General features: G+C 68.2%; 14 protein-coding genes. 5 read left to right on the plus strand and 9 right to left on the minus strand.

The window, feature by feature from the left end:
• Positions 1-7: 7 nt before the first annotated feature.
• Complete coding sequence (locus ABZ412_RS05050) at positions 8-442, plus strand: MarR family transcriptional regulator (protein ID WP_357276494.1); 435 nt, start codon at positions 8-10, stop codon at positions 440-442.
• Between the two features lie 30 nt (positions 443-472).
• On the opposite strand, the gene ABZ412_RS05055 is transcribed toward ABZ412_RS05050, so the two are convergent.
• From ABZ412_RS05055 to ABZ412_RS05065, 3 genes are all read right to left on the minus strand, one after another.
• Positions 473-1,978, minus strand: coding sequence for an FAD-binding oxidoreductase (locus ABZ412_RS05055; RefSeq protein ID WP_357276496.1), 1,506 nt, complete (start codon positions 1,976-1,978; stop codon positions 473-475).
• A 166-nt stretch (positions 1,979-2,144) separates the two neighbouring features.
• A complete protein-coding gene (locus ABZ412_RS05060) occupies positions 2,145-2,294 on the minus strand; it encodes a hypothetical protein (RefSeq protein WP_357276498.1) in 150 nt (49 codons plus the stop codon).
• A gap of 310 nt (positions 2,295-2,604) precedes the next feature.
• A complete protein-coding gene (locus tag ABZ412_RS05065) occupies positions 2,605-3,765 on the minus strand; it encodes a helix-turn-helix transcriptional regulator (RefSeq protein ID WP_357276501.1) in 1,161 nt (386 codons plus the stop codon).
• 180 nt (positions 3,766-3,945) lie between these two features.
• On the opposite strand from ABZ412_RS05065, the gene ABZ412_RS05070 reads away from it, so the two are divergent.
• Both ABZ412_RS05070 and ABZ412_RS05075 read left to right on the plus strand, forming a co-directional pair.
• The gene (locus tag ABZ412_RS05070) at positions 3,946-4,194 is read left to right on the plus strand and encodes a hypothetical protein (RefSeq protein ID WP_357276503.1); all 249 of its coding nucleotides are present in this window, start codon (positions 3,946-3,948) and stop codon (positions 4,192-4,194) included.
• 103 nt (positions 4,195-4,297) lie between these two features.
• A complete protein-coding gene (locus ABZ412_RS05075; protein ID WP_357276505.1) occupies positions 4,298-4,699 on the plus strand; it encodes a nuclear transport factor 2 family protein in 402 nt (133 codons plus the stop codon).
• 47 nt (positions 4,700-4,746) lie between these two features.
• On the opposite strand, the gene ABZ412_RS05080 is transcribed toward ABZ412_RS05075, so the two are convergent.
• The 6 genes from ABZ412_RS05080 to ABZ412_RS05105 all read right to left on the minus strand — a co-directional run bounded on the left by ABZ412_RS05080 (position 4,747) and on the right by ABZ412_RS05105 (position 10,790).
• Positions 4,747-5,658, minus strand: a complete 912-nt coding sequence (locus tag ABZ412_RS05080; protein ID WP_357276508.1) for an LLM class flavin-dependent oxidoreductase — start codon at positions 5,656-5,658, stop codon at positions 4,747-4,749.
• Positions 5,659-5,728: 70 nt separating this feature from the next.
• Positions 5,729-6,157 (minus strand): CBS domain-containing protein, encoded by a 429-nt coding sequence (locus ABZ412_RS05085; protein ID WP_357276510.1) that lies wholly within the window; start codon positions 6,155-6,157, stop codon positions 5,729-5,731.
• 90 nt (positions 6,158-6,247) lie between these two features.
• A complete protein-coding gene (locus tag ABZ412_RS05090) occupies positions 6,248-7,624 on the minus strand; it encodes an NAD(P)/FAD-dependent oxidoreductase (protein WP_357276511.1) in 1,377 nt (458 codons plus the stop codon).
• Between the two features lie 72 nt (positions 7,625-7,696).
• Positions 7,697-8,806, minus strand: coding sequence for an FHA domain-containing protein (locus ABZ412_RS05095; protein WP_357276512.1), 1,110 nt, complete (start codon positions 8,804-8,806; stop codon positions 7,697-7,699).
• Positions 8,803-9,246: a hypothetical protein gene (locus ABZ412_RS05100; protein ID WP_357276515.1), complete on the minus strand. Its 444-nt coding sequence runs from the start codon at positions 9,244-9,246 to the stop codon at positions 8,803-8,805. The genes ABZ412_RS05095 and ABZ412_RS05100 overlap by 4 nt, the downstream gene beginning before the upstream one ends.
• Positions 9,243-10,790 carry a hypothetical protein gene (locus tag ABZ412_RS05105; RefSeq protein WP_357276517.1) on the minus strand — a complete coding sequence of 516 codons (1,548 nt, stop codon included), beginning with the start codon at positions 10,788-10,790 and terminating at the stop codon, positions 9,243-9,245. Before ABZ412_RS05105 ends, ABZ412_RS05100 begins: the two co-directional genes overlap by 4 nt.
• 127 nt (positions 10,791-10,917) lie before the next feature.
• On the opposite strand from ABZ412_RS05105, the gene ABZ412_RS05110 reads away from it, so the two are divergent.
• Positions 10,918-11,337, plus strand: coding sequence for a hypothetical protein (locus ABZ412_RS05110; RefSeq protein ID WP_357276520.1), 420 nt, complete (start codon positions 10,918-10,920; stop codon positions 11,335-11,337).
• Between the two features lie 261 nt (positions 11,338-11,598).
• The gene (locus tag ABZ412_RS05115; RefSeq protein WP_357276523.1) at positions 11,599-11,979 is read left to right on the plus strand and encodes an NADH-quinone oxidoreductase subunit A; all 381 of its coding nucleotides are present in this window, start codon (positions 11,599-11,601) and stop codon (positions 11,977-11,979) included.
• The last annotated feature ends 57 nt before the right edge of the window (positions 11,980-12,036 follow it).

The raw sequence follows: 12,036 nt of genomic DNA on the forward strand, positions 1-12,036 counted from the left end.
CGAGCCTATGGGTGTCGCCGACCCCGACCAGCTCACCGAGGCCGCCGAGCTGTACCACTCGATCGGCCGCCTGCTGCGCTTGTTGCGTACCTCCGGCGACCTCGGGGCGCTGAGCCCCGGCGCGGCGTCCGCCCTCGCGACGGTCGCCCGCTCGGGCCCGCTCCGCCTGGGCGACCTGGCCTCGATCGAGCGGGTCAGCGCCCCCACGATGTCCCGCATCGTGACGGGCCTGGAAAAGGGCGGCTACCTCACCCGCGACGCCGACCCCGAGGACGGCCGGGCCCAGCTGCTGACCGCCACCGAGGCGGCCCACAACCTGGTCACCGGTCTCACCTCGGCCCGCATCCAGCGTTTCGCTCTCGCCCTGGAATCCCTCACTCCTGCCCAGCGCGAATCCGTCAGCTCCGGCCTCGACACCCTCATCCAGGCCCTCGACCAGTAGGCGGGGCTCCCCCGCCCTCGAGGGGCGGGGTCAGGCGGTCAGGACCGAGCGGATGCGGTTGTCGGGGTCCACCAGGCTGCGCAGTGTGGCCAGACGGGGGTAGTTTGCGCCGTAGTAGCGAGACAGTGGATCGCCCGGCTCGAGGTAGTTGATGTACGCGCCGACCGAGTCGGGGGTCAGGGTGGCGTGCGCGTCGGCGATCCAGGCCAGCGCCGATTCGTGCGGGATGGGTTCGTACGCACCCCATTCCACCAGGGCGGCGTGGCTGCGCCAAGGGAACGCGGTGGCGTCGGGGGCCAAGTCCCGGATCGCGCCGTCGAGGGCATTGATCTGGACCCAGCCGGTACCGCCGACGCTGGAGTAGCGCGCCACCGCCTCGAGGATGCGACCAATCGTGTCGGGGGTGAGGTCCGCGACGATGTCGGAGCCGTTGGTGAAGGCGGCGCGCGGCTGATCGGCGGTGCCGCCCGCCAGATAGAGGACCGCGTCCATGTGGGACAGGCTGCGCGGTTCGACGATGCCGGGAGCGACGCCGATGGCGTCGACGAGTTCGGCGGTGGCGGTTTCGCCGGCGCCCGCGGGACAGACCAACTGCATCCAGCAGTGCATGCCGCCCTCGCCGTCGGCATCGATGCTGACGTCGGCCCACTGCTCGCGCGGGGCCGAGCGCAGCCACTGCTGCCAGCCCGCGATCACGGTCGCGGCTTCCTCGCCCTGGAAGGTCAGGCGCACTACGTCTTTCGGTGTCGCCGGGATGGTCTCGAAGGTGAACGAGGTGACGACGCCGAAGTGCGGTCCGCCGCCGCGCACGGCCCAGAACAGATCCGGGCGGGTGGTGGCGGAGACCTCGGTGATGGTGCCGTCGGGCAGGACCATGGTGGCGGCGGTGAGCCGGTCGCCGGTGAGGCCGTGGGCGCGGGACTCGTTGCCCAGTCCGCCGCCCAGGGTGAGACCCGCGATGCCGACGCCGGGGCACATGCCGGAGGGCAGGCTCAGCCCGCCGCGATCCAGTTCGCGATAGATGTCGTAGAGGGTGTGGCCGGGCGCGATGACCGCTGTGCCGCCCTCAGCGCGAATGCCCTGCATGCGCCGCACGTCGATGACGAGTGTGCCTGTCGCCGTAGACATTCCCGCATACGAGTGGCCGCCGGCGCGGGCCGCCACCTGGAGGTTGTTCGCGGCCGCGAACTCGAAGGTGGCGGCGGCGTCCTGGGCGTCCGCGATCTGCACGATCGCCGCGGGCATCTCGTTGTCGAAGCGAGTGTTGAAAACCTCCTTCACGCCCGGATACCCGTAGTCCCCCGGCAGGACGACCCGGCCGCGCAGCTTCCCTTTGAGCTCACGCCATTTCGGGTCGGCGCTCCCGCTGCTCGATCCGGAAGCACTGCCCAGGTCCCCGGCGTTCGCGCCGGAGGACCCGGTGTCCGGTGTCGCATCCGACGTCGGCAGCCGGGTGGCTCCCGCGAAACCCACACCGGCGACCGCGATTCCGAGCGCTCCGCGCAGAAACACGCTGCGCGAGAATTGGGGTCTCACACCAGCCCCTTCGGGCTACCGGAGATCCGCTGTGCCGTCAAGTTATTCGCTTTCGACATCAAAGTTCGCGACCCACCAATTCCCATCGAACGACACGGCACCAATTGATCATGGTTCACCCACCGTTCATTCGTCGAAACGGGTGCTGGTGTCCATCGGGCGCCGCCTACCGGGACCCGATGTCGGCCGCGGCATCCGGCGGAACGATCCACCGCGCGAACGTCTCCTCCGGACTGACGGTGATCACATCCGCCCGCCGCACCAGCTCCCCCGGCACCTGCCCATCCTCGAAATGCTCCAGACTCGTAACGATCACCGCATCCACCCCCAAATTCCCGACCAGCACCCCCAACCGATGCACCGGCCGATCAGTATGCGGCCCGAACACCGCCGTCCGCCGAAGGTCATACCCCAACCGTTCCGCCAACGCCCGAATCCGCCGCTCATCCCACTGTCGTCGTGAGCCGGACACGTCTTCGCGGAGAAGTCCCAGAGCCCCGGGGTTCATTGCTCGCCCTCTCGATCGTCGAGTCTGCTACCAGCGGATTCCGAATCAGGATCGGGCCGCGAAGATTCTGCGGCAATGGCACTTTCCGGGGTCCGCCAGCGGAAGTGCCACGAGGCGATCAGTATTCGAGGTGAATGAGGTCGGCGAGGGCGCGCATCTCCGGGGTGAGGGTTCGGCGTCTGCCGATCAGCCTGGCCAGGAGATCCTTGGCCAACCGCTGCTCGATCAACCAGGGGCGGGCCTCGCCGGAGAGCCGAACCAGGATGTCCAGGGCCGGATCCGGCCGGGCGAGGTCGAGATGGGCTCGAGCGACGTCGAGCAGGTGCCGATTGCGGTTATCGGAGGTGGGCCGCAGGCCGGGCGGCACGTCATGGGCCAACCGCAGTGCCAGGTCGGGCCGGTCATCGATGACCGCGTTCTCGACGCGCTTCATGGCCACGGTGGCGGGTCCGAAAACCGTCCAATAGTCCTGGTAGCCGCGCGGTTCGCGTTTGACGGCCACCGCGGCGGCCTGCGCGAGCCGCATCATGTCATCGGCGTCGTCGGGCCGGTTGTCGCGGATCGCCGCCGCAGACCCACGCAACAGCAGCCAGCCCCACGTGGAGAGCTCGCGATCGGTAGCGGTCGAGATCCGTGGCTCGATTCGGTCGGCCCAGTCGATCGCGAGGTCATCGACCTGCTGAAATCGCCGCTCCACCAAGAGCAGCCAGCACAGCGTGACGACAACGGACGCGGCATCGAGTAGATCATCGCTCGCCTGCGCCGCCGCCAGCGCGTGATCGAGAACTCTGCGCGCCGTTCCCAATTGCCGCGTCTGCACCATGACCGAGCCGGTCAGCTGGAGAATTCGCGCTCGCAGCACGGGCGAGACACTCTCACTCGCGTCCACCAGATCGGGCAGAACTCGCGCCAGCGGCTCATACCGGTTGTCGTGGTAGAGCCGCACGGCCGCCGCAAGGGATTCGGCCACAGCCTCTTCCGCGTGCGGCTCCACCGCCACGTCCGGCCGAGGTGCATCGATCGCTCGCCTGGTGGCGGCCCACAACTCGCCGTCCCCGCTCTCCGGAGCGCGGGGCGCGGCACCGATGAGCGCAGTCAGCGGGCACCCCAGGGCCACGGCCAACCGCCGCAGCGTCTCGATCCGGGTGTCGTCCCGCTCCCCCTGCTCGATCTTCCGGATCAGCGACACGGAGACAGCCGAATTCGCGGCCAGCTCCCGCTGCGTTAGCCCCCGCCGCTTCCGAACCGCTTGCAGCCGCTGACCAAGGTCGCCGCTCATCGCTCCAGATTAGGTCGGCCACCCAGGCATGCGCAGCTGGTAGCGGAACGTCCTGAGCGCCAAGCGGTCCGACCGCCGCCGGATTTGTCGGACCCCCGTGCTGAAGTATCGTGTGGCGGCCCGGCCAGTCGGTCTTACCTGAGACTCTCGACCGGGCTCTTTCGTGAAAAGGAACAACATATGAAGAAGCTCGCAATGACCTCCCTGGTCGCCCTCGGCCTGATCGCCGCGATGGGCACCGCCCACGCCGGCAAGGACACCGAGTGGCAGGTGGACGGCAACTACCCCACCGAGGCCGCCTGCGACGCCGACGGCGAAACCGGCACCTTCACCCGCCCCGACGGCACCCAGCTCGTCCCCGGCGACGACATCTACGAATGCACCCTCGGCGACGACGGCCTCTGGTACCTCTCCATCTGGACCGACTGACCCCACCGGCGACAGCCCGAGCCATCGGCCCGGGCTCGACCCGCCCGCCGAACGCGGCGAAAAATCCGTGGCCGACCGCGCTGGTTCGTGATCTGGTGTGGTGATGACGGATTCGGTTGCGGACAGACTGGCGATCCACGAAGTGGTCGCCCTGCACGGACATCTGAGCGATTCGGGCGAGTTCGATCGATGGACCGAGGTGTTCACCGAGGACGTCGCCTACGACCTGACCGCTTTCGGCGCGGGCACCGTGCCGGGAGTGGAAGCCCTCCGCGACATGGCACGCGAACTGGGCGACGCCAACCCCCTCGCCCACCACGTCACCAATGTGGTGGTCACAGCCCTGGACGGCGATACGGCCCATGCGATCTCCAAGGGCCTGGCAGTCAACACCGACGCCACGACCACCAGCGTCACCTACGAGGACGCCCTCCACCGCACTCCCCACGGCTGGCGCATCACCCACCGCCGCGTGATCCCCCGCCGAAAGCCCTTGACCCCGTAGGTGGCCCGCCCGGATGGCCACCACTCGGGTAGGGCCTTATCCGCAGGTCAGCGGAGTGTGGAACGCACCTGCGCCAGCAACTCGCATTGCCCCCGCCAGTCGCCTCCGGCAATACCGATGACGAAATGGTGGGCGCCGGCGGCCCGGTAGACGGCTATGCGTTCGGCGGCTTGCTCGATGGAACCGGTGATCGGAATCGGCAAGGTCTCCTCGATTGACTTCCCGTAGTTTTGGCTGATTCCAGCAGCGATCTCGGCGCGGGTAGGCAGGTCCGCGCCGGTGCCGAGAACTCCGGTCGCGCCGATGGTGACCGTGGGCGCTGGTCGCTGATGCTGCGCGGCGAGTTCGGTGATCTCGGAGAGCCCGGCCGCCACCCGGGCCGGTGGGATCAGCGACGGAAACCAGCCGTCACCCAGCTCCGCGACCCGTCGCCGGGCGGGAGCCGAGTCGTTTCCGACCAACACCGGCGGAACCGGGACGGGTGGAGCCAGCTCGATATCGATCGGCTCGGCCGTATCGGGGAGCGCGGCTCGCTTGCCCGCCAGCAGCTCGGGCAACACACGCAGCGCGGTGTCGGTGCGAGTTCCACGCTGCCCGTACGGAATCCCTGCCGCCGCCCACTGGGCCGGACCGCCCCCGGATCCGACACCGAGTTGCAGCCGGCCACCACTGACGTGCTGCAAGCTCGCTATCTGCTTGGCCGCCCAGGCCAGTGGGCGCAGCGCCGGAACGTAGACACTGGTGCCGATCTGGATCCGCTCGGTCGCGGCGGCCGCGACCGCCAGGGCAATTGCGCAATCCAGCACAGGCACACCGATCGACAGGTGATCCCCGTGCCAAACTCCGTCCAGCCCGATCTCCTCGGCGTGACGAGCAGCGGTGGCTATATCGAGTTTCTGAGTCCGTTGTGTCGCCACCGAAGGCAGGATGACACCGATCTCCACAGGGAATGTCTGCACAGTCCCTACCCTGCAACCTCAACTCGAGTCGAGGTCAAGGTCCTGACGTCACGACAGTGCCGGGTGCCGGTCAGCTGTGGAGGTAGCGGACCAGGGCTTCGCGTTCGGTTTCGAGTTCGGAGATTTGGCTTTTGACTACGTCGCCGATGCTGACTATGCCGATCATCTGGCCGTCCTCGAGGACGGGGAGGTGGCGGATTCGGTGTTCGGTCATGATCGCGTTGAGGGTTTCGACGTTGTCGTCCGGGGAGCAGGTGTGGAGGGCCGCGGTCATGATGGTGGAGACCGGGGAGTCCAGGAGGGGTGCGCCGTCGCGGTAGAGGCGGCGGACGATGTCTCGTTCGGAGACGATGCCGGCCATGGCGGTGCCGTCCGGGGAGACGATGACCGCGCCGACGTTGTGTGCCGCCAGGATTCTGAGCAGTTCACGCACGGTTGCATCGGGTGCAATCGTGACGACTTCGCCGCCCTTCCGGCGCAGGATTTCCGAGATTCGCATGTGCCCACCGCCCAACCAGCTAGGACTATCGATGGTTACCAGGATGCCGCTGTTACGCGGGTGTGAACAGCAACGATTGCGATTCGATGCCTAAACGGACGCGAGGGCATCGAGCGCGGATTCGATGGCGCGGTGGAAGGTCGGGTAGGCGAGGATCATCTCCCGCAGGGTCGCGGTCGGGACCTGGGCGTGGACGGCCACCGACAGGGCGCTGAGGACTTCGCCGCCCTGCGGCCCGGCCGAGCACGCGCCGACGAGCACCCCGCGGTCGGCGTCCTCGACCAGTTTGATGAACCCGGCGTTGCCCGCTTTGTGGATCCAACCCCGCGTGGACGCAGGTACTTCGGTGATTCCGACCCGGACGGTCAGCCCTGCGGCCCGGGCCTGTTCCTCGGTCATACCGACCGCCCCGACCTCGGGATCGGTGAACGTCACCCGCGGTACGGCGTGATACCGCGCTACCTCGTCCCCGCTACCGAGAATGTCCTGTGCCACGATCCGCGCCTGATACATGGACACGTGAGTGAAAGCCCCCCGCCCGGTGACGTCACCGAGCGCCCACACCCCTTCGGCCGCCCGCAGCCGGTTGTCCACCGGTATTGACCTCGCCGACTCGTCCAAGCCGACCGCCCCGATTCCCAAGCCCGCCAGTTCGGTTCGCCGCCCCGCCGCGACGAGCAAGCGCTCGGCACGCAGCACCTCGCCATTATCGAGAGTCAGTGCGAACTCGCGCCCGTCGTACCGCACCGCAGTCCCCCGAACCCCGCCCCGGACCTCGATCCCCTCCTCCGCGAACACCTTCGCCAGCAGCTGCCCCGCCTCCGGCTCGTCCTGCGGCACCAGCCGCCGCGGCACGACCACGGTCACCCGCGCCCCGAACCGCGCGAAGATCTGCGCGAACTCCGCCCCCACCGGGCCTCCGCCCAGCACGATGAGCGACTCCGGCACCTCGGTAGCCGGCACCGCCTCCCGGTTCGTCCAGAACGGCGTTCCCGCCAGCCCGTCGAGCGGCGGAACAGCCGGTTCCGTCCCCGGATTCAGCACGATCCCCCGCCGCGCTCGAAACACCCGCTCTCCGCTCTCGGTCGCCACGGTCACCTCCCCCGGCGCACTGATCCGCCCCCACCCGCGCACGAACCGCCCACCCGCCTTCTCGAACCGGTCCACCGCCGCCCGGTCGTCCCAATCGTCGGTGGCCTCCTCCCGGATCCGCGCAGCGACCGGCCGCCAATCCGCCTGTGCCGTGGCCGACCCCGCGAGCCCCTCCACCCGCCGAGCCTCGGCCAGCACCCCCGCCGCCCGAACCATCATCTTGGTCGGCACACACGCGTAATACGGGCACTCCCCGCCCACCAACCGCCCCTCGACCCCGACCACGGCGAGCCCGCCCCGCGCCACCCGCGTGGCCACGTCTTCCCCTCCGGGCCCCATCCCGATCACCACGACATCAACGGATTCGGCAGTCACGCGTGCTCCTTCGCTCGGCAGCTTTCTGTGACGCTATCCCCACATCCGGCTGGATCGATCCAAGCTCCGCCGTCAACGTCCGTGCGGCGAGTCGAAGGTGAACACCCGGCCACCGAGCAGCAATTGGCTGCCGGGCGCCAGGACGGTGGGGTGGCCGGGTGCGGCCCGGATCCAGTCGGGGCGGCCGGGCGGGCGGATGTGCGTGCCATTGGCGGACCCGCGATCCATGACCAGGACGTCCCAATCCACGAGGCGGATCTCGGCGTGGACACGGGACATGCCGCCGGTGGCGTCGGGGATGCGGATCGCTTGGGCGCCCCGCCGCACCTGCGGTGAGCGGGCGGGCGCACGGCCGATCACGAGATCGCTGTCGAGGACATAGGAGGTGCCGTCGTCGAGCAGCAGAACGCCCAGCGGCGGGCGGATGCCGGGGGCGAGGACGCAGGTCAGCTGCTCCATGCGAATGCCGCACACGACGCAGAAGGACACACGGGGGTCGTTGAGATGTCCTCGAGCGCAGGTGAACCCGTGCACGACGACACCGGTGGGAGCGGTCTCGATTCCCGCGGGAATGGCAGTGGGTGCGATGGTGCGCCCGCTGCCGGAATCGCGCGGGACCGGGTCCCGACCTCCGGCTGCGATCTCGGGCTCGGGTGTATTCGCCTTCTCCCCCAACCACATCACCGCTCCCGAACCCGGCACCCGACCGTCGCGCAGCGACCACACGCTTTCCCGGGGAAGGCTCTTCCGCGGTGCGCCGTCGTCGACGAAGACCGCCGCCGCTCGCCCCGGCGCCGGACTCACCACCCGATCGACGCTGAATCCGGCATCGCGGCCGTGCAGCACCTCCCGGTCATCGGTCCCCTCGAGCATCGCGGTGACCCGCCCGTGCAGAAAGACCGCCAGCCCCCGCTTTCCCGGTGTGAGCACCCCGAATTCGATCCGCTCCTCGTCCGTGCGACCCATGAGCCACGTGCTCGCCAGCCGTGCGAAGGTGCGTCCGGTGCGCCGAGTCTCCCGCGACGACGCCTCCGCCACCATCTCCAACACCTTGTCCAGCACGGCAATAGCCTCGGACGCCGCGGTGATCACACTCGAATCCCGGTGCGCGACAACCACGACCACCCCGTCGACACAGGCCACCAGGTGGCGGCCCGGCACCACCTCGACCCGCGCCGTCATAGCACCCGGCCCCCGGTATATCGCCAGCGTGGCAGCACCACCCGGATCGGACCGTTGACGAATCCCCAGTACGCAAGCCAGGTCAGCGTGAAATCGATGCCGAACGCCGGCGCGGACGGCCGCAGGTCCCGGGGCACGACCGCTGACGTGTACCGCGTCAGCAGCCACAGCAGCAGTCCCTCGTTCGCGATGGTCACCAGCCCGAAGACTGTCGGCCAGTCCTTGTCCCACCGGAATTGCTGCAGGCCGTGATACGCCAGCTCCCACCCGACTCCGAGCAGGATGACCGCCACCAACATGGTCAGCGTGACCCGGTACCCCTGCTCCAGTGACAGCCTCTCCATCGGCAGCAGCGGCGTGATCAGTAGCGTGATCACCGCCCCGATCACCCCGAGTACGATCACGCGAGTCTGAATCCGCCCCCACAGCGTCGGCGTCATGCCGGAATCTTCCGGTCGGTGATCCACAACCACCACTGCCGTAGCGACCGCAGCGCATCGAGTCGTCGGCAGAACCCGTTCGCCGCCAGGTCATCGGCGATCTCCAAGGCCGCGTACTGCAATCCGGCGAACGAGTCCACGGGAGCGAAATACCCGCCCAGCGTCGCGCTACCCGAGGCGTACACCCGCCCGGGCCCGCTGCGGGTTCCGAACAGCTCGAAGGTCCGATCCACATCGAGCCGCCCGAGCGGATTGGCCCGCGCCCCGGTGTGATCGAGCAGATCGGCGAGCAGCCGATGCTCCCGGATGTCGGCTTCGAGCCCGGTGCAGTCGATGACGTAATCGGCATGCACGTCAACCGGCCGGTCGGTCGACGCGAAGCCGCTCGGCCCGTCCGCCTCCGGCGCGACCGTCGTCACCACCCCGGGCCGGGTGCGATCGGGCCGCAGATTCCGCGCCGACCCCACCAGGATCTGATACCAGCCCTGCGCCCGCCCCCGCGTCAGCTGTTCCTCCCACCGCTTGCGCCGCGGCGTCGTGGTCCCGCCCAGCGTCTTCAGCGCCTCCGCCCGCTCCCGCCCTTCGAGCTTCAGCAGCCGCTGCTTGATCTGCCCACCGAAGCTCGCCTTGGGAAAGTTGAAGGCTTGATATGCCCACCCGTTCGCTCCCGCCCGCCGCCCGAACACGCTCTCCCCCTGTGGTCCCGCCACATAAGTCCGGAACAGATGCAGGATCTGGGTGTTGAGCCGCAGCCGATCCCGGTCGTCGATCAGCCGTTGCAGCACACGACTGGCTACTATCCCGCTGCCGCGCACCATGACCGTCCCGGGCCGCCGCTGCAATGCCTCGTACACGTGCTCGTGCGGCTCGTAGGCGTTCACCACCCGCGTCGGATCGCGATACCGCTCGCGGTACTCCTGCAGATCCGGCAGCAGCCGCAGCCCGGGGTACCCGACCGCGATGTGAACATGACTGCTGCGAAACGCGATTCGCTTGGTCGCCGCTGCCCCTTCCGGTGGCGTGAGGATCGTGAAGTACCCGCCGCCGACCCGTTTGCGCACCATGCGGACCTGCCCTTTGCGCAAGGATCGTGCGTATTCGACCCGCTCGAATTCGCGCTCCAGCGCTACCAAGACCTGCCCTGCCCGAGGCGTGTGGTGCTCGGCGAGAACAGGCTCCACCAAGACATTCCACACAGCTGACAGCGACTTTTCAGCTATTGCCTCACGCAGGGCATAGGACGGAAATCCCCAGATATTGTCCGGCGTCCCGCCCGAATCGCTGCGCAGCCGTTCCCCGCGCGGAATCTGCGACACCCGAGTCAGGTATTCGTAGGACCCCCATGGCACGTCCTGTGGCCCGAGCACCGCCATCGCCGCCCCGGGCACTCCGTAGATCCGCAAGGTGTCGAACAGAGTGAACGATCCCAGCCCGCTGCCGACGCTCACCAGCGGCACATCGAAGACCGGAATCCCGGCTCGCCCCACCAACTCGTCGGTCCACACGTCGGTTTCGATGAGGCGTTGCGTGACATCTCCCCTCATTCGCGGGATCGTACCGGTCTCGGATTACGAACAACCGGCCATCGACACATTGCGCGACAGGCGATTCCGCGACGCGTACGCGGACTTCTCGCGAAGCTGCCCCGCGCCGCCCCATCTGCGACGTAGCATGCGGAACGTGGCCGATGCCAAACGTCCCGCCGCCGTGCGAGTCCTCGTTTACAGCAGTGATGCCGACACCCGGAGCCAGATCATGCTGGCGCTGGGCAGACGGCCGCACCCCGATCTGCCGCCCATCGACTACGTCGAGGTGGCCACGGGCCCGGTGGTCCTCGAGCGCATGGACGCCGGTGGATTGGATCTGCTGATCCTCGATGGCGAGTCGGCCCCGGAGGGCGGTCTCGGCCTGGCCAAGCAGCTCAAGGACGAAATCGCCGACTGCCCACCGATTGTCGTGCTGACCGGTCGGCCCGATGATGCCTGGCTGGCGAATTGGTCGCGCGCGGAAGCGGCGGTGCCGCACCCCATCGACCCCATCCGGTTGACCGACGCTGTCCTGGGTGTGCTCGGTAATAGCTTCGCGGTCTGATCTTCCTCTGCCCTCACGATCAGGGCAAACCCGTGTCACGTGACAAACGGGATTGCGTCCAATCGGTCATAAAAGACCGTTCCGAATTCGATCAAACGCGATCGCGAATCGTCATGTATCTTCTCGTCCGAGTTGTAATCTGTGCCGTAGCTCACAGGAGCGCGGGGAGATGCATGACTGCCATGCACCACTGACATCATCCCGCCGCGCCCGCTGCCGTCCGTAGTGCGTCGTCCAGCTCGCAGGAGGGGTAGTGCTGAAGTGAATATCGAGGTACCGACCCTGGTTCTCGGCGCGGTCGCCGCCGCGTTCGGGGTGTTCTCCATCTTCCTGGCGGCCCTGATCGGCCCCAGGCGCTACAACCGGGCCAAGCTCGAGGCCTACGAATGCGGTATCGAGCCGACCCCGCACGCGGTCGCGGGCGGTCCGGGAAACGCTGCGGGCCAACGCTTTCCGGTGAAGTACTACCTCACCGCCATGCTGTTCATCATCTTCGACATCGAGATCGTCTTCCTCTACCCGTGGGCCGTGCACTTCGACGCACTCGGAGTGTTCGGGCTGGCCGCCATGGCGTTGTTCATCTTCAACGTCTCGGTCGCCTACGCCTACGAGTGGCGGCGCGGCGGTCTCAGCTGGGATTGATCGGCGCACAGGGGATTTCCATTCACACATCCCGTGCGAGGCGGGATGTCCCGATCC

Source organism: Nocardia sp. NPDC005746, from assembly GCF_040630785.1.
In the GTDB taxonomy this organism is placed as follows: domain Bacteria; phylum Actinomycetota; class Actinomycetes; order Mycobacteriales; family Mycobacteriaceae; genus Nocardia.